The organism is Paraburkholderia fungorum (assembly GCF_003610895.1).
Taxonomy (GTDB): domain Bacteria; phylum Pseudomonadota; class Gammaproteobacteria; order Burkholderiales; family Burkholderiaceae; genus Paraburkholderia; species Paraburkholderia fungorum_B.
Genome location: NZ_MCAS01000005.1, coordinates 30,898 through 57,565 on the forward strand (window position 1 = coordinate 30,898; position 26,668 = coordinate 57,565).

22 protein-coding genes are annotated in these 26,668 nt (G+C 64.0%); 13 read left to right on the forward strand and 9 right to left on the reverse strand.

The genetic code is table 11. The features are described 5' to 3' along the window. Positions 1-112 precede the first annotated feature (112 nt). Positions 113-481: a COG4315 family predicted lipoprotein gene (locus BCY88_RS06350; RefSeq protein ID WP_120343446.1), complete on the forward strand. Its 369-nt coding sequence runs from the start codon at positions 113-115 to the stop codon at positions 479-481. Between the two features lie 175 nt (positions 482-656). On the opposite strand, the gene BCY88_RS06355 is transcribed toward BCY88_RS06350, so the two are convergent. Both BCY88_RS06355 and BCY88_RS06360 read right to left on the reverse strand, forming a co-directional pair. After that, positions 657-923 (reverse strand): hypothetical protein, encoded by a 267-nt coding sequence (locus tag BCY88_RS06355; protein ID WP_120343447.1) that lies wholly within the window; start codon positions 921-923, stop codon positions 657-659. 109 nt (positions 924-1,032) lie between these two features. Next, positions 1,033-2,112, reverse strand: coding sequence for a substrate-binding domain-containing protein (locus tag BCY88_RS06360; protein ID WP_120343448.1), 1,080 nt, complete (start codon positions 2,110-2,112; stop codon positions 1,033-1,035). A 134-nt stretch (positions 2,113-2,246) separates the two neighbouring features. On the opposite strand from BCY88_RS06360, the gene BCY88_RS06365 reads away from it, so the two are divergent. The 4 genes from BCY88_RS06365 to BCY88_RS06380 are packed head-to-tail and all read left to right on the forward strand — an operon-like array spanning position 2,247 to position 7,547. Continuing rightward, complete coding sequence (locus tag BCY88_RS06365; RefSeq protein WP_120343449.1) at positions 2,247-2,732, forward strand: NAD(P)H-dependent oxidoreductase subunit E; 486 nt, start codon at positions 2,247-2,249, stop codon at positions 2,730-2,732. Continuing rightward, entirely contained in the window at positions 2,729-4,300 is a 1,572-nt protein-coding gene (locus BCY88_RS06370) for a formate dehydrogenase beta subunit (protein ID WP_120343450.1), read from the forward strand. Before BCY88_RS06365 ends, BCY88_RS06370 begins: the two co-directional genes overlap by 4 nt. Positions 4,301-4,314: 14 nt before the next feature. Continuing rightward, positions 4,315-7,287 carry a formate dehydrogenase subunit alpha gene (gene fdhF / locus BCY88_RS06375; RefSeq protein ID WP_120343451.1) on the forward strand — a complete coding sequence of 991 codons (2,973 nt, stop codon included), beginning with the start codon at positions 4,315-4,317 and terminating at the stop codon, positions 7,285-7,287. An 8-nt stretch (positions 7,288-7,295) separates the two neighbouring features. Next, positions 7,296-7,547, forward strand: coding sequence for a formate dehydrogenase subunit delta (locus BCY88_RS06380; RefSeq protein ID WP_120343452.1), 252 nt, complete (start codon positions 7,296-7,298; stop codon positions 7,545-7,547). Positions 7,548-7,666: 119 nt separating this feature from the next. Here BCY88_RS06380 and BCY88_RS06385 read toward each other — a convergent pair whose 3' ends face one another. The 3 genes from BCY88_RS06385 to BCY88_RS06395 all read right to left on the reverse strand — a co-directional run bounded on the left by BCY88_RS06385 (position 7,667) and on the right by BCY88_RS06395 (position 11,189). Further along, positions 7,667-9,391: an FAD-dependent monooxygenase gene (locus BCY88_RS06385; protein WP_120343453.1), complete on the reverse strand. Its 1,725-nt coding sequence runs from the start codon at positions 9,389-9,391 to the stop codon at positions 7,667-7,669. A 68-nt stretch (positions 9,392-9,459) separates the two neighbouring features. Next, positions 9,460-10,635, reverse strand: coding sequence for a cation diffusion facilitator family transporter (locus tag BCY88_RS06390; protein WP_120343595.1), 1,176 nt, complete (start codon positions 10,633-10,635; stop codon positions 9,460-9,462). A gap of 194 nt (positions 10,636-10,829) precedes the next feature. Next, entirely contained in the window at positions 10,830-11,189 is a 360-nt protein-coding gene (locus BCY88_RS06395; protein WP_120343454.1) for an ArsR/SmtB family transcription factor, read from the reverse strand. Positions 11,190-11,315: 126 nt separating this feature from the next. On the opposite strand from BCY88_RS06395, the gene BCY88_RS06400 reads away from it, so the two are divergent. Continuing rightward, positions 11,316-13,163, forward strand: coding sequence for a tetratricopeptide repeat protein (locus tag BCY88_RS06400; protein ID WP_120343455.1), 1,848 nt, complete (start codon positions 11,316-11,318; stop codon positions 13,161-13,163). Between the two features lie 131 nt (positions 13,164-13,294). Here the strand turns inward: BCY88_RS06400 and tcuC are convergent, their stop codons facing one another. Further along, on the reverse strand, positions 13,295-14,596 hold the full coding sequence (tcuC, locus tag BCY88_RS06405; protein WP_120343456.1) for an MFS transporter: 1,302 nt from the start codon (positions 14,594-14,596) through the stop codon (positions 13,295-13,297). Positions 14,597-14,899: 303 nt separating this feature from the next. Here tcuC and BCY88_RS06410 point away from each other — a divergent pair, with 303 nt between their 5' ends. After that, complete coding sequence (locus BCY88_RS06410) at positions 14,900-15,424, forward strand: GNAT family N-acetyltransferase (protein WP_120343457.1); 525 nt, start codon at positions 14,900-14,902, stop codon at positions 15,422-15,424. A gap of 278 nt (positions 15,425-15,702) precedes the next feature. Continuing rightward, positions 15,703-16,884: a hypothetical protein gene (locus BCY88_RS06415; protein ID WP_120343458.1), complete on the forward strand. Its 1,182-nt coding sequence runs from the start codon at positions 15,703-15,705 to the stop codon at positions 16,882-16,884. A 77-nt stretch (positions 16,885-16,961) separates the two neighbouring features. On the opposite strand, the gene BCY88_RS06420 is transcribed toward BCY88_RS06415, so the two are convergent. The 3 genes from BCY88_RS06420 to BCY88_RS06430 form a co-directional block, all read right to left on the reverse strand. Continuing rightward, positions 16,962-17,678, reverse strand: coding sequence for a DUF2968 domain-containing protein (locus tag BCY88_RS06420; RefSeq protein ID WP_120343459.1), 717 nt, complete (start codon positions 17,676-17,678; stop codon positions 16,962-16,964). 397 nt (positions 17,679-18,075) lie between these two features. Next, on the reverse strand, positions 18,076-19,572 hold the full coding sequence (locus tag BCY88_RS06425) for a gamma-glutamyl-gamma-aminobutyrate hydrolase family protein (RefSeq protein ID WP_120343460.1): 1,497 nt from the start codon (positions 19,570-19,572) through the stop codon (positions 18,076-18,078). 128 nt (positions 19,573-19,700) lie between these two features. Continuing rightward, entirely contained in the window at positions 19,701-21,458 is a 1,758-nt protein-coding gene (locus BCY88_RS06430; protein ID WP_120343461.1) for a cation:proton antiporter, read from the reverse strand. A 211-nt stretch (positions 21,459-21,669) separates the two neighbouring features. On the opposite strand from BCY88_RS06430, the gene BCY88_RS06435 reads away from it, so the two are divergent. The 5 genes from BCY88_RS06435 to BCY88_RS06455 all read left to right on the forward strand — a co-directional run bounded on the left by BCY88_RS06435 (position 21,670) and on the right by BCY88_RS06455 (position 26,654). Further along, a complete protein-coding gene (locus tag BCY88_RS06435; protein ID WP_120343462.1) occupies positions 21,670-22,359 on the forward strand; it encodes a DUF2848 domain-containing protein in 690 nt (229 codons plus the stop codon). Positions 22,360-22,366: 7 nt separating this feature from the next. Continuing rightward, positions 22,367-23,719, forward strand: a complete 1,353-nt coding sequence (locus BCY88_RS06440; protein WP_120343463.1) for an MFS transporter — start codon at positions 22,367-22,369, stop codon at positions 23,717-23,719. A 143-nt stretch (positions 23,720-23,862) separates the two neighbouring features. Beyond that, positions 23,863-24,543 (forward strand): GntR family transcriptional regulator, encoded by a 681-nt coding sequence (locus BCY88_RS06445; protein ID WP_120343464.1) that lies wholly within the window; start codon positions 23,863-23,865, stop codon positions 24,541-24,543. 109 nt (positions 24,544-24,652) lie between these two features. After that, the gene (locus BCY88_RS06450) at positions 24,653-26,032 is read left to right on the forward strand and encodes an amidase (protein ID WP_120343465.1); all 1,380 of its coding nucleotides are present in this window, start codon (positions 24,653-24,655) and stop codon (positions 26,030-26,032) included. A 112-nt stretch (positions 26,033-26,144) separates the two neighbouring features. Next, the gene (locus BCY88_RS06455) at positions 26,145-26,654 is read left to right on the forward strand and encodes a disulfide bond formation protein B (RefSeq protein WP_120343466.1); all 510 of its coding nucleotides are present in this window, start codon (positions 26,145-26,147) and stop codon (positions 26,652-26,654) included. Positions 26,655-26,668 lie beyond the last annotated feature (14 nt).

Below are 26,668 nucleotides of genomic sequence, written 5' to 3' on the forward strand. Positions count from 1 at the left end.
CCAAAACCATGCAAACCAAGGGAATAAACGCATCAGCAAATCGTTTATTTCCCGCACACGTCAGTACACCGCGTCCCCCGCGAAACCAACACCAGAATCAGGAGCCGACATCATGCGCAAGACCCTCTTCTGCCTCTCCACGCTGACCCTCCTCGCCCTGCAACAGACCGCTTTTGCCGAAGCACCGAAAGTCATCGACGGCCGTTTCGTGACCGCGGACGGCATGACGCTCTATACCTTCGACAAAGACACGACACCCGGCGTAAGCGCCTGCACCGGCGGCTGCATGAGCAACTGGCCGGCGGCCATGGCGGGCCCGTCGGACAAGCCGTCAGGCGACTGGAACCTGATCCCGTCCGCGGACGGCAAACAGCAATGGGCGTACAAAGGCCATCCGCTGTATCGCTACGCGGCAGACAAGCAGGCGGGAGACATGAAAGGCGACGGCTTCAAGGACATGTGGCACACAGCAAAGCCTTAAGCAATCGTCGCCAGGCGACAGAGCCGGAGCCGGAGCCGGAGCCGGAGCCGGAGCCGGAGCCGCAACATACCAGCAAGACGGCTCAAACAAAAACGCCGGCAGCATGCCGGCGTCTTGCAACAGCACAAAAGCAGAACCCAGAAACGAACCACGCAAAAAAGTCCAGCTCGCGTGCTTATTCGTCTTTAGGACACTGCAAATTACAGCCGTTCGGATCGCCGTTGTCGCCGCGCTTGCGCATGGCTGACTTTTTGTCGGACTGGTATTTGTTCGAGGGCGCCGACGCCGCGAACGGCATCTGCGGATGCTCAGCAAGACGGAACTGATCTTGCAGGATACCGCCCGGCACGCCCGGAGAATTCTGGGCGAAGGCAGGCGACGTGGTAGCGAGAAGCACACTAGCCGTTGCTGCCGCAACACATGCGTGAAGGAGAACTTTCATATCGATCCAGCGCGGCACAGCGCGCGGTTATGGCGTAAGCGGAAGGTTAGAGATTATCCCAAACAAACACCTCCCGCAGCGACGCCGGCACCAATTTGTTTACAGTTGCTTACGGCGCGGTTGGGTCGAGCCCGGCATCGATATCGAGCAACTTGCCGCAGTCGCGCGGATCGTAGCCTTCGAGCTGGTCGACGTTATGCCGAAACGCGGCGCTGCGCAGCAGGTCGATTACGGTTGCAAGCGGCATGCGCTCCAGCCGGGCGCGGTCGCAAGCGAAGTAATAGTCTTCGTCGACGATCGGAATGAAATCGAGCCCAAAGTGGTGGGCCGCCGGCTCGACGCCGAAACCCACGTCCGCCATCCCGCTTGCCACGAACGCCGCGATCGCCGAATGCGTGAGTTCCGCCGAAGCATAGCCGTTGACCCGGTCTGGATCGACCCCGAGCTTACGTAGCGCGAGGTCGAGCAGCATGCGCGTGCCGGAGCCGGGCTGACGATTGACGAAGCGAATGTCGTCGCGTGCGAGATCGCTCAGGCCGCCGATTCCCTTCGGATTTCCTTTGCCGAGAAAGAGGCCCTGCTTGCGCTTCGTCAGGTGTACGAGCACGTGACGCTGTGGATCGAGCCAGCGCCGATACGTGTTGGCGCATACCGCGCGAAATTCGCCCACCGGCAAGTGGAAGCCGGCCAGATCGCATTCACCCCGGGCGAGTGCGCTAACCGCATCCGCGCTGTCGCGGTATTTGATATCGACCGGCAGATCATGCGCGACCAGCGCCGTCACCAGCGCCGCGACGGCGTAACCGTGCGACGCGTAGATCCGCACGTCGTCGGCGGGTGGCGCGAGCCAGCGGTTCAGATCGCTGGCGACTTCGCTCGCGAGCGCCTGCATGTTGCCGTCGAGCCGCTCGCCGCACAGACGCTGCGCGCGCAACACGGCCTGCCCGAGTTCGGACAGCACCGAGCCGCGCCCCCGCTCCTTCGCGATCAGCGGCCCTCCCAAACGCTCCTCGATGCTGCGCAACAAACCCCACGCGTGACGGTAGGACAAACCCTTAAGCGTCGCCGCCTGCGCGATGCTGCCGGACTCGTCCACCAGCGCGAGCAGCGGCACCACGTCCGACAGGCTGGCCTCGCGGCCATCCGGGCTCTTCACAACCAGCTGCGCCTGGCACTCGATCCTGATCATATATGCTCAACTCTTTCCTATTGCACGAGGCTTACGACCCGCCTATTGTTCCGCTATCCCATATCGAATAAACGAAGCATAAGTGCACACATTATGAATGACAAGTGCATATATGACTTTGGAGGAGCCCCCACTTGGACGATTCCATCGCCGTCGCGCCGGAGCAACTCGTGCGGCGTCACGCGCAGCCGGGCATGTCGCTGCTGGCGGTACTGCACGCCATTCAGGACGAACTCGGCTACGTGCCCCCGGACACGGTCGCGCCTCTCGCGCGCATCATGAACCTGTCGCGCGCGGAAGTGCACGGCGTCATCACCTACTACCACCACTTCCGCACGCAACCCGCGGCGCCGGTCACGGTGCAACTGTGCCGCGCGGAAGCATGCCGCAGCATGGGCACCGAGGCGCTCGCGCAGCATATCGAGGCGCACACCGGCTGCCGTTTCGATGCAGAGCATCGGCATGGTGCGACAGTGGAACTGGAATCGGTGTATTGCCTCGGACAATGCGCGCTGTCGCCGGCGCTGATGCTCAACGGCACGCTGCACGCGAAAGTCACACCGCAAAAGTTCGACGCGCTCTTCGCCGCCGCCAGCAAATGCGTGGAGGTCACAGCATGACGCGCATATACGTACCCTGCGATTCGTCGGCGCTTGCGCTTGGCGCCGACGCGCTCGCCCAGGCGATCGAAGCCGAGGCGGCACGCCGCGGCGTTCAGATTGAACTGGTGCGCAACGGTTCACGCGGTTTGCTCTGGCTCGAGCCGCTCGTCGAGGTTGCGACGGCCGAAGGCCGCATCGGCTATGCGAACCTCGAAGAAAGCGACGTCGCGTCGCTATTCGACGCCGGTTTTATCGAAGGCGGTGAGCACGCCAGCCGCGTCGGGCTGGTCGACGAAATACCGTATCTGAAGAAGCAGCAGCGTCTGACCTTCGCGCGCATCGGCATCACCGATCCGCTTTCCATCGACGACTACGTCGCTCACGGTGGTCTCGAAGGCCTCAGGCAAGCCTTGAAAACCGACGGCGACGCCGCCTGCGAAGCGCTGATCGAATCCGGCCTGCGCGGCCGCGGCGGCGCGGCCTTCCCCGCCGGCATCAAATGGCGCACGGTGCGCGGCGCCAAAGCGGCGCAGAAATACATCGTCTGCAATGCGGACGAAGGCGACTCCGGCACCTTCTCCGACCGCCTGGTCATGGAAAGCGACCCGTATGTGCTGATCGAAGGGATGATCATCGCGGGTGTCGTGACCGGCGCGACAGTCGGCTACATCTACGTACGCAGCGAATATCCGCACTCGATCGCGACGCTCGAAGCCGCGATCGCCAAGGCACGCGCCGCCGGCTGGCTCGGCGACAGCGTGCTCGGCTCGGCGGCGCATCGCTTTGACCTGTTCGTGGCGAAAGGCGCGGGGGCTTATGTGTGTGGCGAGGAAACCGCGCTGCTCGAATCGCTCGAAGGCAAACGCGGCATCGTGCGCGCCAAGCCGCCCGTGCCGGCGCTAGTCGGCCTTTATGGCCAGCCGACTGTAATCAACAACGTGATCACGCTCGCAACGGTGCCGATCATCTTCGCGCGCGGCGCGGCGTTCTATAAAGACTTCGGCATGGGCCGTTCGCGCGGCACGCTGCCGTTCCAGCTTGCCGGCAACGTGAAGCAAGGCGGTCTGGTCGAGCTTGCGTTCGGTGTCACGCTGCGTGAACTGCTGGTCGACTACGGCGGCGGCACGGCAAGCGGACGTCCGGCGCGCGCGGTGCAAGTCGGCGGCCCGCTCGGCACGTATTTGCCGGAAAGCCAGTGGGACATCCCCATGGACTACGAAGCATACGCGGCCGTCGGCGCGGTGGTCGGCCACGGCGGCATCGTCGTGCATGACGACACCTCGAATCTCGCCGAACTGGCGCAGTACGCCATGCACTTCTGCGCGCTGGAATCGTGCGGCAAATGCACACCGTGCCGGATCGGCTCGACGCGCGGCGTCGAAGTGATCGGCAGGATCCGCAACGGCGATACATCCACGCGGCAAGTGCAGTTGCTGCGCGATCTGTGCGACACGATGGTGTCCGGTTCGCTCTGCGCGATGGGCGGCATGACGCCGTTCCCGGTGTTGTCCGCGCTCGATCATTTCCCCGAAGATTTCGGTCTCGATAACGTGCACGACCACGCGCCCAAAGCGGCTGCGGCCTGATTCAGGAGCCTCATATGTCCGATGTGCTCAACTCCCCTGCCGGTGCCTCGCAGGAAATCCCCTCGGGGGGCGGCTGTGGCTCCGGCAACTGCGCATGTAAATCGCAGGCGCAACAGCGCGCCGCGCGCTCGCCGTTCGACGATACCGATTACGGCACGCCGCTGCGTCATGCCGACGTCGACGTCACGCTGGAAATCGACGGCCAGGCGGTGACCGTTCCGGCCGGCACGTCCGTGATGCGTGCCGCCGTCGAAGCGGGCGTCAACGTGCCGAAGCTCTGCGCGACCGATTCGCTCGAACCATTCGGCTCATGCCGTTTGTGTCTGGTCGAGATCGAAGGTAAGCGCGGCTACCCTGCTTCGTGCACGACGCCTGTTGAAGCCGGCATGAAGGTCCGCACGCAAACCGATCGTCTGCAGTCGCTGCGCCGCAACGTGATGGAGTTGTACATCTCCGATCACCCGCTCGACTGCCTGACCTGCCCCGCCAACGGCGACTGCGAATTGCAGGACATGGCGGGCGTCACGGGCCTGCGCGAAGTGCGTTACGGTTTCGACGGTGCGAACCATCTGAAAGACAAGAAGGACGAATCGAATCCGTATTTCACGTACGACCCGTCGAAGTGCATCGTCTGCAATCGTTGCGTACGCGCGTGCGAAGAAACCCAGGGCACGTTTGCGCTGACCATCGCCGGACGCGGTTTCGAGTCGCGCGTCGCGGCAAGCGAAAACAAGCCGTTCATGGAATCGGAATGCGTGTCATGCGGCGCGTGCGTCGCCGCGTGCCCGACCGCGACCCTGCAGGAGAAGACCGTCATCATGCTCGGCCAGGCCGAGCATTCGGTGGTCACGACGTGCGCGTACTGCGGCGTCGGCTGCTCGTTCAAGGCCGAGATGAAGGGCAACGAGGTCGTGCGGATGGTGCCGCACAAGAACGGTCAGGCCAACGAAGGACACGCGTGCGTAAAGGGCCGCTTCGCATGGGGCTACGCGACACACAAGGACCGCATCACGAAGCCGATGATCCGCGCGAAGATCACCGATCCGTGGCGCGAAGTCAGCTGGGAAGAAGCGCTTACTTACGCGGCGTCGGAATTCCGCCGCATTCAGGCGAAGCACGGCCGCGATTCGATCGGCGGCATTACATCGTCGCGCTGTACGAACGAAGAAACGTATCTGGTGCAAAAGCTCGTGCGCGCCGCGTTCGGCAACAACAACGTCGACACCTGTGCGCGCGTGTGCCATTCGCCGACCGGCTACGGGCTGAAGACCACGCTCGGCGAATCCGCCGGCACCCAGACTTTCGCCTCGGTCGACAAAGCCGACGTGATCATGGTGATCGGCGCGAATCCGACCGACGGCCACCCGGTGTTCGGCTCGCGTCTGAAGCGCCGTGTACGTGAAGGCGCGAAGCTGATCGTGGTCGACCCGCGCCGCATCGATATCGTCGATACGCCGCACGTGAAGGCCTCACATCATTTGCAGCTGCGTCCGGGCACCAACGTCGCGGTGGTCAACGCCCTCGCGCATGTGATCGTGACCGAAGGGCTGCTAAACGAAGCGTTCATCGCCGAGCGCTGCGAAACGCGTGCGTTCGGGCAGTGGCGCGATTTCGTCGCGCTGCCTGAGAACGCGCCGGAAGCGACCGAGGAACTCACCGGCGTACCCGCCGCATCGATTCGCGAAGCGGCCCGCATTTACGCCACCGGCGGCAATGCGGCGATCTACTACGGTCTCGGCGTCACCGAACACGCGCAGGGCTCGACGATGGTGATGGGCATCGCGAATCTGGCGATGGCGACCGGCAACATCGGCCGCGAAGGTGTCGGCGTGAACCCGCTGCGCGGTCAGAACAACGTGCAGGGTTCGTGCGACATGGGCTCGTTCCCGCACGAACTGCCGGGCTATCGCCACATCAGCGATTCGATCACGCGCGCGCTGTTCGAAGAGGCCTGGAACGTGACGCTGCAGCCCGAACCGGGCCTGCGCATCCCGAACATGTTCGATGCCGCCGTGCACGGCACCTTCAAGGGTCTGTACTGCCAGGGCGAAGATATCGTGCAGTCCGATCCGAACACGCATCACGTGTCGGCGGCACTGTCGTCGATGGAATGCATCGTCGTACAGGACATTTTCCTCAACGAGACCGCAAAGTACGCGCACGTGCTGCTGCCGGGTTCGTCGTTCCTCGAAAAGGACGGCACCTTCACCAACGCAGAGCGCCGCATCTCGCGCGTGCGCAAGGTGATGCCGCCGGTGCCCGGTTACGCCGACTGGGAGGTCACGGTGATGCTGGCACGCGCGCTCGGTTATGAAATGGGGTATACGCATCCGTCGCAGATCATGGACGAGATCGCGCGTCTCACGCCGACCTTCCACGGCGTGTCGTACAGGAAACTCGACGAACTCGGCAGCATCCAGTGGCCGTGCAACGAGGATGCGCCCGACGGTACGCCAACCATGCACATCGACACCTTCGTGCGCGGCAAGGGCAAGTTCGTGATTACGAAGTTCATCGCCACGCCGGAAAAGGTCACGCGCAAGTTCCCGCTGCTGCTGACGACGGGCCGCATCCTGTCGCAGTACAACGTCGGCGCGCAGACACGCCGCACCGAAAATTCGCGCTGGCACGACGAGGATCGCCTCGAGATCCACCCGCACGATGCGGAGGAACGCGGCATCAGGAATGACGACTGGGTGGGTATCGAATCGCGCGCGGGACAAACCGTGCTGCGCGCGAAAGTGACCGAGCGGATGCAGCCGGGCGTCGTCTACACGACCTTCCACTTCCCCGAATCGGGCGCGAACGTGATCACCACCGATAGCTCGGACTGGGCCACCAACTGCCCCGAGTACAAGGTGACCGCGGTGCAGGTGATGCCGGTCGAACAGCCGTCGCAATGGCAAAAAGATTATTCGCGCTTCAACACCGAGCAGCTCGAACTGCTCAAGCAGCGCGAGTTGGCCAACGCAACCTCGGGTAAGTGAGGCAAGCCATGGACAATCAGAATCTGATCGACATGGCCAACCGGATCGGCGATTTTTTCGATTCGATGCCCGATCGCGAAGAAGCGCTCGACGGCATCGCCGATCATATCCGCCGCTTCTGGGAGCCGCGCATGCGGCGCGCTTTACTGGCGACGCTCGATGAGCCCGACGCGAACGGCGTCGAGATGTCGGGCATCGTGAGGGAAGCACTCGTCAAGCATCGTGACGGATTGACGCCGGCTGCACTTTCCACGGTATAGGCGGCGCCTGCCGTGCGAGACGGCCCATGTGACATGGGTCGCCTCGCACGGTCGCTTTACGCGTCAATCAGACAGCCACTTCGCGAGGCCGACCCTCGGGCAATCTCGCAGACCTCGACTCATAGCGCCGCCTGCTCCGGTATCACGCCACCCACGGCGAACCACGCTTCGCAATGCCGCAACAAGCCGGTCAGATCGGAACCGGTGCGCCCACGCGCGCAGATGTAGCCATCCGGCCGCACCAGATAAAACGACGGCCGCGTACGCCCGTAGGATTCGGAGAGCGCCGGCGCGCCCTCGCCGCTCGTATCGGTCACGCGCCAGATGCGTACCGCGCCCGGCAACAATCGTTCGACTTCGGTAGTCATTCGCTCCAGTTCCGGGTCTGGCGGCGGCGCGTGCTTCGCGGCGGGATCGAGCGGCGTATCGTCGACGGGCTGCGGCGGAACCAGCAGAAACAGCGAGAAGAAAGCGGGATCGTGCAGATCGAAAATGCATCCGACACCCGGCGCGCGGCCAAGCGGTCCATCCACCACATGCACCAGCGCATCCGGCGCGCGCTCGCCGGCTCGCGGACCGCCGTCGAGTACGCGCTCGAGGGTCAGCGGGCTGCGCCGATACTGGATCGACAACTCGCTGATAGTCATGCGTGCCGCGTCGCGCAGCGGACCGAGTGCGGCCAGCACCGGCATCACGCGCTCGCGCAGCAGCTTCAGCGGCCCATGATCCGCTCCGGCCATCTGGGTGATGAAACCGGTTTGCCGCAGCACGTCGCGCTCGATGGGATGCCGTTCGGCGTAGTACGTATCGAGCAGGCGGTCAGACGCCCCGCCTTGCAGGACGCGCGCAAGCTTCCAGCCGAGATTGAACGCCTCCTGAATGCCCGTGTTCATGCCTTGCGCGCCGGCCGGGCTGTGCACGTGAGCCGCATCCCCCGCGAGGAAAATGCGGCCGACGCGCAGCCTGTCCACCATCCGGCTGTTCAGATGAAAATGCGACGACCATGCCAGATCCGAGACGTCGACACGCTCCCGCACGCGCCGGGCGATCAGCGCCTTGCATTCCGCAAGCGACGGCGGCGCAACCGGGTTGAGCGGCGGTTCACCGAGCACGGCGGGGGTGGCCGGCACCGGGACCATAGCCGGCTCGGCCGGATGATCCGCAATCAGACGATGACGGCCATGGCCCATCGGAAACAGCGCGACGAGACCTTCGCCTGAAGCGAAGATATGGAATTCGTCTTCGGGCCAATCGGTCTCGGCACGCAGGTCGGCAAGCAGGAAGGTCTGCTCGAAAGTATTGCCCTCGAAGCTCAAGCCGAGCCGGTGACGGATCGTGCTATGCGCACCGTCGGCGGCGATCATGTACGACGGGCGAATCGTCTCCGTGCGACCGTCCACGTGCCGCAAGGTCGCCTGCATGCTGGCGGAGCCCTGCGCGAACATGGTCAGTTCGACGCCCCGCTCGACCGTGACGCCAAGCGTCGCGAGATGCTCGGTCAGCAACCGCTCGGTCACGGATTGATCGAGAAACAGCAGATACGGATAGCGGGTGTGCAGCGGATCGAAGTCGAGGCGCGCGAGACGCATGCCGTTGGAAAAAAGATTGGCGATGCGCGCGCGATGACCCAGTTCGAGAAACGGTTCGATCAGCCGGTGCTGTTCAAACAGTTCGAGCGTGCGCGCCTGAATGCCGATGGCCCGCGAGTACGGGTTCGGCTGCAAGGCCTTGTCGACCAGACGCACGGGGATGTGGGCACGCGCCAGACTCATCGCCGCGGCGAGCCCGGTCGGACCCGCGCCGACGATCAGCACCGGCGACGCATCATGTGCGGCAGCATCCATGCGGACCTCCTGAGACAACAGGACGTCCTAGTGTACGCCGCCGATAATCCGCTTAACGGTGCGCTGCATCAATCGCGGGGATGACCCAGCGCGCATTGATGCTCGGTGGTGCCGAGATCGACTTGCAGCGTGGCGTGCTGCATCGAAAAACGTTCGCGCAGTGCAATCACGATGCCGTCGATCGACTCGTCCCCGGGATGACCTGCCGGCATCACCAGGTGGGCGCTCAACGCATTGCCGGTGGTCGACAACGCCCACACATGCAGGTCGTGAACGTCGGTGACGCCCGGCTGTCCGGCGAGATAGTCGCGAATGGGCTGCAGGTCGACACCCGGCGGCACGGCGTCGAGCGCCATGCGCACCGAATCGCGCAGCAGACCCCACGTGCCGTAGACCACCACCGCGACCACCAGCAGGCTCATCACCGGGTCGAGCCACGTCCAGTTGGTATAGAGAATCACGAGGCCGCTGATCGCGACCGCGGCGGAAATGGCGGCGTCGGCGGCCATATGCAGGAAAGCGCCGCGAATGTTCAGGTCTTCTTTCTGACCGCGCATGAAGAGCCACGCCGAGAAGCCGTTCACGATCACACCGACTGTCGCGACGACGAACACCACCAGTCCCGCGACCGGCGCCGGGTTCATGAGGCGCCCGATCGCCTCGGTCACGATCACGCCGCACGCGAACAGCAACAGGCCCGCGTTGGCGAGCGACGCGAGGATCGACGAACTGCCGTAGCCGAACGTGTAGCGCGCCGACGGACGGCGCGTGGCGAGCCAGGCAGCGCCCCAGGCGAGCAGCAGACCGAGCACGTCCGAGAGATTGTGACCGGCGTCGGCGAGCAGCGCGGTGGAATGGGCGATCACGCCGTAGACGGCTTGAATCACCACGATTGCCACGTTCAATGCGACAGCGAGCGCGAAGGCGCGACCATGGCCGGCGACGGGCGCGTGGGCGTGGCTGTGGCTGCCGTGGTTGTGGCTGCCGTGGCTGTGGCTACCGTGCTTGTGGGCGCCGTGATTGTGGCCGGCGTGGTTATCGTGGTCATGGGCGCCGTGGTCCGTCGCGCTATGGCTGCCGTCGCTGCGGTCTTCGCGGCGCTGAGTACCATGGCCGTGATCGCCATGGCTCTGCGCGCTGTGGCCGTGATCGTGATCGTGGCCGTCGTCATGGCCATGGGCGTGATGATCAGTGCCGGCGTTGCCGTCGTGCGAACCGTGTGCGTGCGCATCATCGCCCTGCATGCCGCGCTCACCCGTATCGCCGGCATCGGCACGATCGGCGCCATCGCGATGCTCGCCCTGCCCCTCAACCGCGCGCTCTTGTCCCGCGAGCCGCGCGTCGCCGCCATCGATCTCGTCGAATTGCTCGTCGAGCCACACCGGCGCGTGGTCGTCCTCGCGTTCTTCGGCGGCCCGGTTCGGCGCGGTGGCTTTTTTCATGACGGATCCAGAGGAAATTCGCTGGCCGGCTCGGCCACATGCTCGAGCATGCCAGTCAGCATCGCGCTGATATGACGGTCGGCGGCAAGATAGAACACCTGCTTGCCCTGCCGCTCCGCGCGGACGATCCGCGCCGCGCGCAACAGCCGCAGATGATGGCTCACCAGCGACGGCGACAAACCCAGCCCCTCCGCAATCGCGCCGACCGCGCGCCGCTCCTCGACGCACGCAAGCACGATACGCAGGCGCGTTGGGTCGCCGAGCAGGCGAAACAGGTCGGCCAGCGGCCCGATCGTCTCCACAGGACGATCTTCGAAACGGACAGGCAACGTAGCGGAGGCAATGGCAAACGACATAAGCGGCATACATATGAACAGGTATTCATATGTTATAGATATCGAGACAACTGGTCAAATCGGAGGACGACCCGGCGAGTGTGGGAAAATGCGGCGTCCGCCCCACCTGAAATCCCATCCTGCGTCATGCAACAAGTATTTGACCGCGCTTTCGCGGCGCATCGTGACGGCCGCCTCGACGATGCCGAACGCGGCTACCGCGCGACGCTCGACGGCAACCCCGTGCACGTCGATGCGCTGCACCTGCTGGGCGTTCTGCGCCACCAGCAGGGCCAGCACGCCGAAGCCGCCGAGCTCGTGCGGCGCGCGGTGAACCTGCGCCCGGAAGACGCGGCGCTGCAGCTGAACCTCGGCAACGCGCTGAAGGCGCTGGGCCAGATCGACGACGCCATCGAACAGTTCCGCAATGCGCTCACGCTGGCGCCGACTTTCCCGATGGCGCACTACAACCTGGGCAATGCGTACGCGTCGGTGGGCCGCCACGAAGACGCCGCCGACGCCTTCGAAAAATCGTTGCGCCTGCAACCGAACGACGCCTCGTCGCATAACAATCTCGGCAACGCCTTGCATGCGCTCGGCCGTCACGCGGAAGCAATCGCGTCGTTCCAGCGCGCGCTCGAACTGCGCCCGGGGCATGCAGGCGCGCTCAACAATATGGGCATGTCGCTGAACGCGCTCGAGCGCGCGGACGAGGCGATCCGCCACTTTCAGGCGGCGCTGGCAGCCGAACCGCGTTTCGTCGCCGCGCACTTCAATCTCGCCAATACGCTCGACGCCACCGGCCGCCACGAAGAAGCAGTCGCCTCTTTCCAGGCGGCGCTGGCCTTGCAGCCAAACTTGCCGCCGACCATCTTCGGGCTCGGCAATGCGCTCGCGGCGTTGGGACGTCATGCGCAGGCGTTGCCGTACCTCGAGCGCGCAGTCGGTCTCGATCCGCAGTTCGCGCTCGCATGGCTGAGTCTCGGCACGGCCCATCAAGCGCTGGGCGCGCACGCCGCGGCCGTCCGGGCTTTCGATCAGGCGCTGCGCCTGCGGCCTGATCTTGCGTCCGCGCATATGAACCGCGCGCTGGCCTGGCTCGCCTTGCGCGATTTTGCACGCGGGCTGCCGGAATACGAATGGCGGCTGCAAACCACCGCGCAGCCGGTCATCCAGACGTTGCCGCGCTGGCACGGCGAGCCGATCGAACAACGCACGCTGCTCGTCCATGCCGAGCAGGGTTTCGGCGATACGTTGCAATTCGTGCGCTTCGTGCCGCTAGCCGCGCAGCGCGCCGCGCGCGTGGTGCTCGAAGTGCAGCCTCAACTGCTGCCCCTGCTTGCACCCGCCGCACATGCCTGGCGCGTAACGCTGATCGCCCAGGGCGCACCACGTCCAGCGGCGGATCTGCAATGCCCGCTGCTCAGCTTGCCGCTCGCGCTCGGCACAACCTACGACACGATTCCCGCCCGCGCGCCTTACCTCAGCACACCGCCGGCTTACGGCCGCAAATGGCGCGGTTCACTCGGCGGGCACGCGAAGCGCAAGATCGGCATTGCGTGGTCAGGACGCATTCAGCAAAACGAAACCCGTTCAATGCCGATCGCCGCGCTCGCGCCGCTATTCGCGCTCGACGGCATCGACTGGATCGTGCTGCAGCCTGAACTGAGCGCCGAGGAACGCGCGGCGCTGGACACGCATCCGCGCGCGGCGTCGATTCATCGGCTGGATAAACGGATTGGCGATTTTGCGGATACCGCGGCGATCATCGAGCGGCTCGACGCGGTGGTGTCGATCGATACATCGATTGCTCACCTCGCCGGTGCGCTGAAAAAACCACTGTGGCTGATGCTGCCGTTCGCGGCGGATTGGCGCTGGTTCGTCGGCGAGACCCGCAGCCCGTGGTACCCGGGTGCAACGCTGCTACGCCAGCCGCAACCCGGCGCGTGGGGCGATGTAGTAGAGGCGGTGGCGAACGAATTGCGGCCCGGTTAGCGCGGCGAGGCGCGTCGCAACCTGTTACCGCAGTGGCGACGCGACGATGCAGCCCCCAGGAAAAAACCCCGCGTTCGTGAGAACGCGGGGTTTTTTCTTATCCAGACGAACGGCGAACCTTAAGCCTGCGCTCAAGCCGTTCGATACTGATCGCGAGATTCCGGCGTGCGATACAGCACCAGGGTCGCGATCAATCCGCAGATCGCCGCCACGCCGAGGAACAGACCCGGCGCGGCCTTGTTGCCGGTGGTGTGAATCAGCAGCGTCGAGATGGCCGGCGTGAAGCCGCCGATCGTCGTAGCGAGGCTGTAGGCCAGCGAGAAACCGGCGGTCCGCACCGCGACCGGCATCACTTCTGTCAGCGCCACCACCATCGCCCCGTTGTAGCTGCCGTACAGGAACGACAACCACAGCTCGACCGCCAGCAGACGAACGAACGACGGCTCGGCAACCAGCCATTGCAGCGCCGGATAAGCGGTGACAATCGTCAGGATCGTGAAGGCGAGCAGCACCGGACGGCGTCCGATACGATCCGACAACGCGCCCGCGAGCGGCAACCAGATCAGGTTCGACAAACCGATACAGACGGTCACGACGAGCGTATCGATCGACGACAGCTTCAGCACTTCCTTGCCGAAGGTCGGCGTGTAAGCCGTGATCATGTAGAACGACACGGTGGTCATGATGACCATACCCATGCCGCCCAGCACGATGCCCCAGTTCGCGGCCATCGTCTTCATGATTTCGCCCATGCTCGGATGATGCTTGCGCGCCTTGAATTCCTCGGTTTCCTGCAACGAACGGCGAATCAGGAACAGGAACGGCACGATCAGGCAGCCGATCAGGAACGGCACACGCCAGCCCCAGGCCGACATCTGGTCGGCCGGCAGTACTTTATTGAGCACCACGCCGATCAGCGCGGCGAACACCACGGCAACCTGCTGGCTGCCCGACTGCCACGCGCAATAGAAGCCCTTGTTGCCCTTGGTCGCGATTTCCGACAGATAGACCGACACGCCGCCCAGTTCGACCCCGGCGGAGAAGCCTTGCAGCAGCCGCCCGAATAGCACGAGCGCCGGGGCCAGTACGCCGATGGTCGCGTAGCCTGGAATTGCGGCGACCGTGAGGGTGCCGAGCGCCATCAGGCCGAGGGTGAGGATCAGGCCTTTGCGCCGGCCATGATGGTCGATGTAGGCGCCCAGCACGATCGCGCCCAACGGACGCATCAGGAAGCCCGCGCCGAACACCGACAGCGAGAGCATCAGTGAGGCGAATTCGTTACCGCTAGGGAAATAGGTCTTGGCAATCGCGGACGCGTAATAGCCGTAGACCATGAAGTCGTACATCTCAAGAAAGTTGCCGCTGACCACGCGGAAAACTGTCTTGACCTTGGATTCGCTCGATGAGGAAGCAGCGTGTGACGCAGTAGACATGACATTCTCTGAGTAGCCCTTCGCCACGCAGACTGGTGGCGCTCGGGCAGTTGAAACGATCCACTGCGTTCGGCAAGCGGATGCCACAGGCAATTTATAACGCGCCGGGGGCGCTGCATTCTCATGCTGAACACATTTACGCGGTATCAGGGTAAACGTTGTGAAATACCGGGAGCCCGCAACACGTAATGTTACCGTTCCTGGCGCTGTCGCGTATTCCATACAGTTTCATTACAGGCACTCTCTGCTCACCCTCGCGATAAACTCTTTGCAGACAGGCAATTCCCGTTGACCACCCTTCCGATGCAAACTCCCCACGCACTTTCGCTGCGCCCTGCGACCCTTGCCGATGCTGCACTGATCGCCTCGATTCATAGCGCCAGCTGGCAGGCTACCTATCGCGGCTTGCTGCCGGACGGTTTCCTCGACGGCGAGGTGACGGGGGAGCGTGCCGCCTATTGGGAGGCACGCCTGCGCGCTCCGGGCAGCGAGCGCCGCATGGTCCTGATCGCCGAACTCGCGGACGAGCCGGTTGGTTTCGTCTGCGTCGAACGGCAACCGGAGTCCGCGTGGGGCGTGCTGCTCGACAACCTGCATGCGCTGCCGGCACACCAGGGTATCGGCGCCGGCACGCTGCTGATGCGTGCAGCCGAAGACTGGACTCGCGCGCAAGGAGAGACGCAGTTGTACCTTTACGTGCTCGAAGGCAACACGCCGGCGATCCGCTTTTATGAAAGACAGGGCTGGCAGTTCGTCGGCGCCGAACCGGATCATATGGGCGGCGTGGATATTACGGCATTGCGCTACGTGTACAAGCTGAACCAATGAACGAGCGGCACCCGCTTTGATCGCCGTCCAGAACAGAGGCGATTCAGGATAGAGCGACGCTTTTTTTCGGATCAATCCGATCGTTAGTTCAGCAGCTTCCCGGCATTATCTTCCGCACCCCGATGGCTTCACAATGACCGCTCACGTAGCGGCGTGCTCGATCTGAGTACGGCGTTTCCCTATGGCGTTGCGTACAGCATTTTCATACGTATCGCTCGAAGCCAGAGCCCCTGAGCCGCCCGTTAGCGGCCCCTTTACGAGGCGCTGCGAAGAAACCGATGCCGACCACACTCCCCCTCACATTGATCGAAGGCTCCATGGCCTTGCCGAGCCTGTCGTCACAATGCCGCCGGCTGCCCCCGCCGTTCGGCCGCGCCTGGGCACTGGTGCCGCCCGTGCGCAGTTTGCGTGCGGAACTCAAGGCGCTTTATGCCGCCGTGTTACGTACCTTCTGTGTGAATGCGGAAACCATTCGCGCTCTCTGCCATTGGGAATCGCCGCGCAAACCGCCGGCTGCGTCGTCCGCGTTTGCCTCGCCGGCTCCTTCGACAACCGTCCTTGATGCACCGGCCGGCGGATCATTTCAGACATCCACCGAAGCAGCACCTTTCTCGCCGGTTAGCACACCTATGGCTCCTGCCTCGCCGCGCGGCGGGTCAATGCATTGGGGTGCGCTGGCGGGTGGCGCCTGTGCACTCGGCGGCGCTGCGATGCTTGCCTGGATTGCGTTCGGTCATCCCACGCAGCGCCACTCGGTTAGCGATGTCAAACCCGCCGCCAAGGTACCGGTCCGGCAGGAAGCGCAGTTGTCCAATCGTCATGCGTCTGATGCTGCCGCCACGCCGCAAGCAGCGGCTAACAACCGTGCACTGGCGCTTGCGCCGAACGCCGCGTCTTTGCCCGCACACGTGGCAGGCACGTCAGGATCAGCACCCGCATCGTCCGAAAAATTGTCTGGCGTAGTTGCCACGGCTGCGCCGCGCGATGTCGCGGCAAGTCCCGCGACAGGAATCGTCGCACCAGTCAAAGCAACGCCGCCGCGCGCTGCAACGAACAAAAAGATATCGCGACGTCGGGATAAGCTACGCGCAAGCGAGCCGAGCCAGCACAAAGAGATGGGCCGCAGTTCGCTGGCCACCGTCGCGACGCAGCGGTCACCGCAGTTGCCAGGCATCTCGTTGATGAACTACGAAGCGCCACAAATCGCGGTGCCGGCAATCGCACAACGAACCTCGCCGAAACCATCGGCAGCGGGACCTTACTCGCCGCTCGCGCCATCGCGGCTCGGCACCGACGAGTACGCGTCAACGACCCTCTCCGCCAGCACACACCTGCGCAATATCACGCCCCCATCGCGCCCTGCTTCGTCGATCAATCCGCCTGGAACCAATGGCACAGAATGGATCAATCAGATGTCGCAACGTCGCGTGACCGAGGTGCCCGATCAGTTCGTCAAATAAGCCTGCCGCTATCCCGGAATCGCGGCATAAAAAAAGCCCGGCAGTTCACTCTGCCGGGCTTTTTTGCGCTCATGCGCTTACTTCTGGGTTGGCAACCCGAATTCGGTTTGCCGCTGCAATTGCATCACTTCGCCCTGCACCTGACGCAACTGCGCCTGCGCCCTTTCCCTTTCCGCGTGCAGCGCAGCCGCCTCACTTTGCGTCTGCCGCTGATAGTCGTTGACCTTGGCCTGCTGCGTGCGCGCAACATCAAGATCGGCCTGTAAGCGCCTCGCGCGATCTTCCGACAACGCGATGATGTTTTCGATATACGCCTTCTGCGCCTGCAACTGCGTGCGGCGAATTTCGACGTCCGCGAGTTGTGCCGTCTGCTGGACGAAGCCGGCATAGACCGCCTCAGCACGGCTAACGTCTTCGGACCTGATCACACGCCAGAAATGCTTGTCCTGAAAAAGCGCTACGTAGTAGGTCACTTCCTGCGGATAGAAAAACAGACTTGCGCCGTAACTGCCGTTATACGTGGTGCGCAATTCGTTCAGCTTTGCGTCGTGAATCATCTGCATCAGCTCGGCAACATTGCCTTGCGCATCGCCGGCGGTAGCCGGCGTGCCCGTTGCCGCACTGCGCAGCGCGGCGTCGACCGGTTGCGGCGTTAACGCGTTCATGGCCGGCCGTGTGCCGGCGAGGGGTGCGGCCTCGTCGCTTTGCGCTGCCAGCACGAAACCACCATGCTGCAACAGCGCACACGAGGCCGCGAGCAGCATGGCGCGCCGTACTATTAAGGGGTACTTCATACGTACATGCTCCATGCAAATCCAAAACAGCCTTAGATTATCGCGCGGATTCGCCGCCAAGCGAAGCATTCAGGTGTCGCATTGACGGACTTTAAATCGAGATAAATCGATAGCGAATGATTTGCCCAGCCAGACTCATCAGTCGCGAAATAAAAGATTTCAGATAGGACAAAAACACAACAATCTGACTCATGCGTGACGCTTGCGGACGTTTCCGAATCTGCACGGTATTCGTGCGAATCCAACATCACGCGGCGCGACAATATGGGGATAGCCACCAGGAATGGCGGCAGCATGCTGCAAGAATCTGTCTTGAAAGACCGGACTCGAAAGCGCGGTTTAAAGGCGTGGCCTTAAAACCGCGTTTCTGGAAAGGCGTTCTTTGAAAATCGCGCGTCTAGAACCGGGTTTCGCGTGCAACGCGCAAGAACGTATCGAGCAACGGCGTGCAATCGAGCAACTCCGGGCCGCCTGCGCGATGAAACTCGGGGTGCCACTGCACGCCCATCACGAACGGCGCACGCCGATAGCGCACGGCCTCGATGATGCCGTCCGACGCCGACACCGCTTCGATATTCAGATCGCGGCCGAGCGTTTTGACCGCCTGATGGTGAATCGAGTTGACGATCGCCTCGCGCCGGCCCGGAAACATATTGGCGAGCGTCGAGCCGTCCGGAAAGTGAATGCTGTGCCGATGCTGATCGTAATTCTCATTGACGTGCGCGCCGGCGGTCGGCACGTCGGTGGCAATGTCCTGATACAAGGTGCCGCCGAACGCCACGTTGATCAACTGGCAACCGCGGCACACGCCAAGCACCGGCTTGCCCGACTCGATGAACTCGTGCAGCAGTTCGAGTTCGTACATGTCGCGCACGCGGTCGCCCGGCCACTCGGAGCTCGTTGCCTGTTCCGCATACGATTGCGGCGAGACGTCCGCGCCGCCCTGCAGCAGCAGGCCGTCGAGATGCTTCGCGTAGTCGCGCAAGCGGATATTGCTCGGATGCAGCATGCCCTGATGGCCGACCGTCGGAATCATGAACACGAGCACATCGCGTGACATGACCCAGTGCGCGATCGATTCCTCGAGGTATTGCAGCGTCTTGCCGCGCAGCCCCTTCGCTCCCGGTTCCGGGTGGAAGATGCGCGCCGACACGCCGATGCGCAGCGTGCGTTGCGTGATGCGTTGCCCGGCACGATCGAACAGTTGACGCGCGCGTGCCGCGATAATGCGGCCGAACACGGTCCACGCCGAATCGCTTTGCTTCAGATAGCGCGGCGGCGACGGCGGCAACGCGTTCGGCGGCGGCGGATTCGTCGCCGTGAAATCTGGCGCGGCGCCGAACCCCGGCGGCGGCGAACCGGCCCGGCGAGTCGCGGCCTCGGCCTGTTCCACTGTCTGCGCTTTTTCTGTAAGGGCAGCCTCGTCAGCCGGCACGTTCAATCCGCCAGCAGGCGCTTCATTGCTTTCGAGCGTGGTCGAACGCGGGGCTTGAACCCTCGCCGCATGTGCCGCTTTGGCGGCCGCGCGTTCATGCACCTCCGCCTCCTGCCGCGCCGTCGAGGCGGCCGCTGAACTGCGCGCTTCGGCCGCGTCGCGTTGCTGCGCCGTTTGCGCATGGGTGGGGGTGACTGTGGACGCGCTGCCGGGATCGTCGGTCGATGATCTCACCGCGGCTTCCTCGGCCGCCGGCGTCACCACGTCCTTGATCGGCGACTGGATCGAATCTTCGTGAGAGAGCGGTAGTGAGGCCGCCGGCTCCGGTGGCAAGAGATCGGGTTTCGACGCGCCAGCGCTTGCGCCGGGCGGCGTTGGCGACGCTGCGGGCGACGGCGTGCCCGAAGGCGACGATGGGCTGCCGGGCTGGCCGGCGTTTTCAGGTTTGTTTTCGCTCATAACTGTCGGACAGGCGCCTTCCACGCGAACGAATGAATATGCCCTGATTATCCGCCAGCGCGGCAAGCCCGGCAAACCCACACACAATTGCTCACATTGTTACGAATCGAGACGCGAGGCCGTGCCACTCAAGGGTCCGGCTGCTCCTCAAAGGTTTCACGCAGCGCAATCTGCATCGCCGCGTGGATTTTCACGCACCAGCGCCAGACCAGTGCCAGCAGCAGCGCCGCGCAAACCAGCACCACGGTCAGCAGGCCGGTCGGCGGCAGAATACTGCCGGAGAGCGCCGCCACCAGCAGAAACACACCCACCATCGAGACCACCGGCACCAGATCCGAAATCGCGTAACGGATCGCACTGGTGAAGCGCCCCGCTGTCGCCGGCTGCACGCTCACCTCGGCGAGCAACAACGCGAGCGATTTGGTCTTGCGATAAACCGCCACCAGAAACGGCAGCGACAGCACCAGCGCCATGCTCCACAGCACCACACGCTGCATCGGCTCGGAAGCCATCCAGTGCGCGAGCAAGGTGCTGGTGTACGGCGCGCTATACGACACGATCAGAAAAATCGCCGCGACCAGCGCGAGATTGACGGCGATCTGCACGATGATCCGCCGTGTCATGCTGAACAGCGTCGGCTCGCCGCTGCCGGTGCTCAAACTGCGCAGCCACTGACCGTACATGCCGAACACATTGGCAAGCGTGCGTGGCATGGCCTGCCCGAGACGCTGCGTGAGCGGATCGGCGGCGCGAATCAGGTAAGGCGTGAAAAGCGTAGTCAAGGCGGAAACCGCCACTGCGATCGGATACAAAAACGCGCTCGTCACCTTCAGGGTCAAGCCGAGCGACGCGATGATGAACGAGAACTCGCCGATCTGCGAAACGGTCATGCCGACCCGCATCGCCGTGCGGCCATCCTTGCCGGCGAGAAAGGTGCCGAGTCCGCACGAAACGATCTTGCCGACAATCACCGCCACCGTAATCACCGCGATCGGCCACGCGTAGTCGAGCAGCACGGCCGGATTCAGCATCAGGCCGATCGTCACGAAGAAGATCGCGGAGAAGGCGTCGCGCAGCGGCGCGATCAGGTGTTCGATGCGATGCAGATGGCGTGATTCGGCCATGATCGCGCCGATCAGGAACGCACCGAGCGCCATGCTGTAATCGAGTTTCACCACCAGCAGACAGAAACCGAAGCAGAAGCCGAGCACCGATACCAGCAGCATTTCGTCGCTTTTGGCGCGCGCCACATAGTTCAACGCGCGCGGCACGACCAGAATGCCGACCACTAATGACACCGTCATGAAGAGCAGCAGCTTGCCAAGCGTCACCACGGCGACACCCGCGCTCAACTGTCCGGTCTGTGCAATGCCGGAGAGCAGCACCAGCATCGCAATGGCGAGAATGTCCTCGACGATCAGAATCCCGAACACCAGTTGCGCGAAGCTCTCACGCTTGAGGCCCAACTCGGAGAGCGCCTTGACGATGATGGTCGTCGACGAGATCGCGAGAATCGCGCCGAGAAACAGCGAATCCATCGAACTCCAGCCGAACGCGCTGCCGATCTCGTAGCCGATCCACAGCATCAGCACGATTTCGGAAAGCGCGGCGACGATCGCCGTCGCGCCAACCTTGAAGAGCTTGCGCAGGCTGAATTCGAGCCCGAGCGAAAACATCAGGAACACCACGCCGAGTTCGCCGAGCGTCTGGATGGTCTGCTCGTCGTGGATCAGCTGGAAGGGCGGCGTGTACGGGCCGATGATCACACCCGCGGCAATGTAACCCAGCACCACCGGCTGTTTCAGGCGATGGAACAGCACGGTGACGACGCCGGCAAGCGCCATCACGACCGCCAGGTCCTGAATGAAGCCGATGCCATGATGCATGAATGCGTTCCTTACAAAAAGTAATATCCCAAAAACGCAGTGTAACGTACTCATGCGACCCGCCGACATCGCGCAAACGCCGAAAGGACACGGGATTGGCTGAACCAGGATGGCGTGCGCCTCGCCGCTTCATCCGAAACTTTTTTGACATGCTGGACACCTGTGAAATATCACAATAATATTTGCTGCATATTTTCTTGGGAGTCGAATAATGCAGCAGGTGTCCTTCAATGTTGTAGATCGTTCCGGCGAGCGTCGCGCCGATATCGTCGAAGTGAATCGTCTGACGATTGCCGGTTGGGCCGGACGCGATCAGGCGGCGATCGAGCACCACATCGCCGAGCTGGCCGAACTCGGCGTGAAGCGGCCGTCGACCACGCCCTGCTTCTATCGCCTCGGCGCCGAACTGCTGACGCAGGCCGGGCAGATCGACGTGGTCGGCGTGAAGTCCAGCGGGGAGGCCGAGTGCGTGCTGGTGCGCTCGAAGACCGGCCTGCTGGTCACCGTCGGCTCCGATCACACCGACCGCGAAGTCGAGGCCTACGGCGTGACCGTCTCCAAACAGGTCTGCCCGAAACCGGTCGCGCGCGACGCCTGGCGCTTCGACGAAGTGGCCGGCCACTGGGACCAGCTTGAACTGCGTGCTTTCGCCGTCACGAACAACGGCGAGCGGCGCGTCTATCAGCAAGGCAGCGTCGCCTCGCTCCTGCCGGCCGCCGATCTGCTGGAACGCGCGCCCGTGGCGGAAGGCGCCGCGATGTTCTGCGGCACGCTGGCCGTACAGGGCGGCATCGTCGGCATGGCCGACGGCGACGCGCTCGAACTCGAACTGCACGACCCCGTCCTGAACCGCACGCTGCGTCACGCTTATCGCGTGCACGCGCTACCTATCGTCGAATGAGGCACCCATGAGCTCCCCTCCGCTATCCACCAATGCCGACGCGTCTTCAGACGCGTGGCTCGAGGCCGCCGCCCTGCGCAAGATCACCTGGCGCATCATGCCGTTCCTGTTTCTCGTCTACGTGTTGTCGTATCTGGACCGCGTGAACATCGGTTACGCGAAGCTGCAGTTCACCGGCGACCTCGGCCTCTCGAACGCGGCGTACGGCCTCGGCGCGGGGATCTTCTTCTTCGGCTATTTCGTGTTCGAAGTACCGAGCAACCTGCTGCTCAAGAAGTTCGGCGCCCGCGCCACCATCGCCCGCATCACGATGCTGTGGGGCCTGCTGTCGTGCCTGATGATGTTCGTGCGCTCGGAAACGGCCTTCTACGTGCTGCGCTTTTTCCTCGGCGTCGCCGAGGCCGGGCTGGTGCCGGGCGTGGTGCTGTATCTGACCTTCTGGTTTCCGTCCGACCGGCGCGCACGGATGGTCGCCGTGTTCATGGCGGCGATTCCGGTCGCGGGTATCATCGGCGCGCCCTTGTCGGGCTTTCTGATGTCGGCGCTGCATGAGGCGCACGGCTTGCGCGGCTGGCAGTGGATGTTCCTGATCGAAGGCATTCCGTCGATCCTCGCGGGCTTCTGGGCGCTCGCCGTCTTGCGCAACACGCCGGCCGAAGCCGCGTGGCTCACCGACGACGAAAAGCGCGTGATTCTCAGCCGCCTCGCGCGCGAGAACACGGCGGCCGCGGCGGCCGGCGCCGAGCACAGTCTGGCTGTGGCGTTGCGCTCAGGCCGTTTCTGGCTGCTGACGCTGATCTACTTCTGCCTCGTCACCGGCAACGCGGGTTTCTCGTTCTGGCTGCCGCAAATCGTCAAGGACCTCGGCGTCACCAACCTCGTCACGAACGGCTTCGTCACGGCGATTCCGTACCTCGCGGCGGGCATCGGCATGATCCTGATCGGCCGCTCCTCGGATATCACGGGTGAGAGGCGCTGGCACTACGCCGTATGCTGCTTCATCGGTGCGGCGGGCCTGCTCGGCAGCGCCTCGGTGACCAATTCGATTCCGCTCGCCGTCACCGGTTTGTCGATTGCGTATATCGGCATTCTGGCGGGCTTCGGCATCTTCTGGTCGATGTCCACCACGTTCCTGCAAGGCACTGCGGCCGTGGCGGGCATCGCCGTGATCAACTCGATTGCGAATCTGGCGGGCTATGTGAGCCCGTATGTGCTCGGTATCGTCAAGGACGCGACACACAGTGTGACCTTCGGGCTGGTGCTGATCGCGGGGGCGTTGATCGTCGGCGGACTTGTTACGTTGATGATGCCGCGCGTCAAGGTGCAGCACGCCGCGGCGGTGACGCCGAGAAGCGCCTGACACGCCAGGACGTCCGTATTTGCCGTGACGTGTGAGAACCACGCGTCACGCGCGGACGGCGCCGGTGTGCAAACGCCCGCCGCGCGCCGTCCGCGCAAAACCTTGCTCTACAATGCGGACGACACCGCCCGCACCTTCTTCACATGACGCTTTTGCAGACTGCCCGCCGTTCCAGTGCCCCCCGCGAAGCCGCCTCGGCGAGTCTCGCCGAGCAGGCCTATGCCTTCGTCAAGCGCGAGATCATCACCATGCGCTTGCGGCCAAGCGAGGTACTCAACGAAGCGGAATTGATGGCGCTGACCGGCATCGGCAGAACGCCGGTTCATCAGGCGCTGCACCGGCTGGTGCACGAAGGCATGCTCACCATCATGCCGAGAAAGGGCATCATGGTCCGCCCGGTTTCGCTCGACGACGTGCTGGCGATCATCGACGTGCGGCTCGTCAACGAAAGCTACTGCGTCGAGCTGGCCGCCCGCCACGCGCAGCAACACGATTTCGACGCGATGCAGGCCCTGCTGGAGCGCTCGGCGATCTGCGTCGCGGGACACGATATTGAAGGCATGATGGATATCGACCGCGAGTTTCATCTGGCGATTTCGGCGGCGTCCCGCAACCCCGTGCTGGCCGACATTCTGCGTGGATTGCATGAACGGTCGCTGCGCTTCTGGTTCATTTCGCTGTCCGAGCCGCATCATCTCGAAGACGTCCACGAAGAACACCTGGAACTGTTTCGCCTGCTGCGCGAACGCGATGCCGAAGGCGCCCGGCAATCGGTGCAAAAGCATATCGAAGCGTTCCGCGCGACCTTGTTCAACCGCATCTGATAGCACGCATTTCATCGTACGCAGCACCACTCACCGCACTTCATCGCACTGCGCGCAACCAATCGACCTCGACCGGTTTTACCCGGTTCAACCGGATTCTCCCGACACCATGGCCACTGAATTCACGCCCTTCCCGCCGCTCGCCCAGCTTGCCGCCGACCTCGCCGCCGGCCACACCACGAGCCGCGCGCTCATCGAAACCGCGCTCGAACGGATCGCCGATCCGGCCGGCCAGGGCGCGGCCGTCTTCATGCACGTCGACGCCGACAGCGCCCGCGCCGCCGCCGACGCGCACGACCGCTTGCGCGCCGCCGGCACGGTCCTTTCGCCGCTCGCCGGCATTCCGGTGTCGGTCAAGGACCTGTTCGACATCGAAGGCCAGCCGACTCGCGCCGGTTCTGTGGTGCTGGCCGACGCGCCCGCCGCCAAGGCGGACGCCGTCGCGGTCGCGCGCCTGAAGCGGGCCGGCGCGGTGATCGTCGGGCGCACCAACATGAGCGAATTTGCGTTTTCCGGACTCGGCCTGAACCCGCACTACGGGCACCCGCTGTCGCCATACCAGCGCGATGTGAAGGGCGACGAGCGGATTTCGGGCGGTTCGTCGTCTGGCGCGGCGGCGTCGGTCGCGGACGGCATGGCGGCCGTCGCGCTCGGCACCGACACCGGCGGCTCGATCCGCATCCCGGCGGCCCTGTGCGGCCTGACCGGCTTCAAGCCGACCGCCAGCCGTATCCCGAAGCAAGGCGGCGTGCCGCTTTCCCCCACGCTCGACTCGTTTGGGCCGATCGGCGTCTCGGTCGCTTGCTGCGCGCTGGTCGATCGCATGCTGGCCGGGCTCGAACCGCGCATTCCGTCGGCCCGGCCGCTCGAAGGCGTGCGCCTTGGCGTCCTGACCAATTTCGTGACCGACGGCGTCGAACCGGCCGTCGCCGCCGCGATCGACACGGCGCTCAAGCATCTGGAAGCGGCCGGCGCGATCGTGACGGAAGTGCGCTTCGCGCCGCTCGACCGCCTGCCCGACATCAACCGTTTCGGCTTTTCGCCGATCGAAGCGTATGCATGGCACCGTCCGCTGCTGGAAAAGCATCGCGAGCAATACGATCCGCGCGTGCTGGTGCGCATCCTGAAGGGCCAGCCAGCCAGCGCCGCCGACTATCTGGACCTGGTCGCCGAGCGCGAGGCAATGCTCGACGAAGCCGCGCGCACGCTGTGGCAGCGCTTCGACGCGGTTGTCGCGCCCACCGTGCCGGTGGTGCCGCCGCGCGTGGCCGACCTGATTCACGACGACGACGCATTTGGCCGCACCAATGCGCTGATCCTGCGCAATCCGAGCGCGTTCAACTTCCTCGACGCCTGCGCACTTTCACTGCCCTGCCATCTGCGTGGCGACGCGCCGGTCGGCCTGATGCTGGCAGGCGCGCCGCACGCCGACGACGCCCTGCTGGCAATCGGCCGCGGCGCCCAGGCGGTGCTCAACGCGATTCGCTGATTGGGGCGCTGAACGGGGATTGCGACTTAAAAGCGCGATAAGCGCCAGGGCGGGGGTTCGCGCTAGAATCGCGGGCACCCGCCCTTTCCGTTTCCAGACAGCCACACGACCCATGAACAACGACAATGCGATGCTGCGCCGCGAGCGCTCCCTGCTGGTTCTGCTTGGCCTGATTTGCGTCGGCCTCGTCGCCGGCGCACTGTATCTGCAATACGGTTTGCACGAAGACCCGTGCCCGCTGTGCATCATCCAGCGCTATTTCTTCCTGCTGATCGCGATTTTTGCGTTCCTCGGCGCGCGCTTCAACAGTTGGCGCGGCGTGCGGCTGCTGGAAGTGCTGGCGGCGCTGTCGGCGCTGGGCGGCATCGTGACCGCCGCGAGGCATGTGTACGTTCAGGCCAATCCGGGCTTCAGCTGCGGTTTCGACGCGCTGCAACCGGTTGTCGACAGCTTGCCGCCCGCACACTGGCTGCCGGGCGTCTTCAAGGTGGCAGGGCTGTGCGAAACGGCCTATCCGCCGATTCTGGGGCTGTCGCTGCCTACGTGGTCGCTGGTGGCTTTCGTCGTGGCCTTCGTGCCGCTCGCGCTCAGCCTGTCCAGGAATCGCCGCCGCTTCGCCTGAGCCAGCTGTTCCGG

Excerpts from the sequence above, each read along its gene's own strand:
- fdhF (WP_120343451.1), top strand. The coding sequence starts at position 4,315 with ATGTCCGATGTGCTCAACTCCCCTGCCGGTGCCTCGCAGGAAATCCCC.
- BCY88_RS06395 (WP_120343454.1), bottom strand. The coding sequence starts at position 11,189 with ATGTCGTTTGCCATTGCCTCCGCTACGTTGCCTGTCCGTTTCGAAGAT.
- BCY88_RS06385 (WP_120343453.1), bottom strand. The coding sequence starts at position 9,391 with ATGGATGCTGCCGCACATGATGCGTCGCCGGTGCTGATCGTCGGCGCG.
- BCY88_RS06440 (WP_120343463.1), top strand. The coding sequence starts at position 22,367 with ATGAGCTCCCCTCCGCTATCCACCAATGCCGACGCGTCTTCAGACGCG.
- BCY88_RS06425 (WP_120343460.1), bottom strand. The coding sequence starts at position 19,572 with ATGAGCGAAAACAAACCTGAAAACGCCGGCCAGCCCGGCAGCCCATCG.
- BCY88_RS06360 (WP_120343448.1), bottom strand. The coding sequence starts at position 2,112 with ATGATCAGGATCGAGTGCCAGGCGCAGCTGGTTGTGAAGAGCCCGGAT.
- BCY88_RS06415 (WP_120343458.1), top strand. The coding sequence starts at position 15,703 with ATGCCGACCACACTCCCCCTCACATTGATCGAAGGCTCCATGGCCTTG.
- BCY88_RS06355 (WP_120343447.1), bottom strand. The coding sequence starts at position 923 with ATGAAAGTTCTCCTTCACGCATGTGTTGCGGCAGCAACGGCTAGTGTG.
- BCY88_RS06455 (WP_120343466.1), top strand. The coding sequence starts at position 26,145 with ATGAACAACGACAATGCGATGCTGCGCCGCGAGCGCTCCCTGCTGGTT.
- BCY88_RS06420 (WP_120343459.1), bottom strand. The coding sequence starts at position 17,678 with ATGAAGTACCCCTTAATAGTACGGCGCGCCATGCTGCTCGCGGCCTCG.
- BCY88_RS06450 (WP_120343465.1), top strand. The coding sequence starts at position 24,653 with ATGGCCACTGAATTCACGCCCTTCCCGCCGCTCGCCCAGCTTGCCGCC.
- BCY88_RS06430 (WP_120343461.1), bottom strand. The coding sequence starts at position 21,458 with ATGCATCATGGCATCGGCTTCATTCAGGACCTGGCGGTCGTGATGGCG.
- BCY88_RS06410 (WP_120343457.1), top strand. The coding sequence starts at position 14,900 with ATGCAAACTCCCCACGCACTTTCGCTGCGCCCTGCGACCCTTGCCGAT.
- BCY88_RS06350 (WP_120343446.1), top strand. The coding sequence starts at position 113 with ATGCGCAAGACCCTCTTCTGCCTCTCCACGCTGACCCTCCTCGCCCTG.
- BCY88_RS06435 (WP_120343462.1), top strand. The coding sequence starts at position 21,670 with ATGCAGCAGGTGTCCTTCAATGTTGTAGATCGTTCCGGCGAGCGTCGC.
- BCY88_RS06400 (WP_120343455.1), top strand. The coding sequence starts at position 11,316 with ATGCAACAAGTATTTGACCGCGCTTTCGCGGCGCATCGTGACGGCCGC.
- BCY88_RS06390 (WP_120343595.1), bottom strand. The coding sequence starts at position 10,635 with ATGCAGGGCGATGATGCGCACGCACACGGTTCGCACGACGGCAACGCC.
- BCY88_RS06445 (WP_120343464.1), top strand. The coding sequence starts at position 23,863 with ATGACGCTTTTGCAGACTGCCCGCCGTTCCAGTGCCCCCCGCGAAGCC.
- BCY88_RS06380 (WP_120343452.1), top strand. The coding sequence starts at position 7,296 with ATGGACAATCAGAATCTGATCGACATGGCCAACCGGATCGGCGATTTT.
- BCY88_RS06370 (WP_120343450.1), top strand. The coding sequence starts at position 2,729 with ATGACGCGCATATACGTACCCTGCGATTCGTCGGCGCTTGCGCTTGGC.
- tcuC (WP_120343456.1), bottom strand. The coding sequence starts at position 14,596 with ATGTCTACTGCGTCACACGCTGCTTCCTCATCGAGCGAATCCAAGGTC.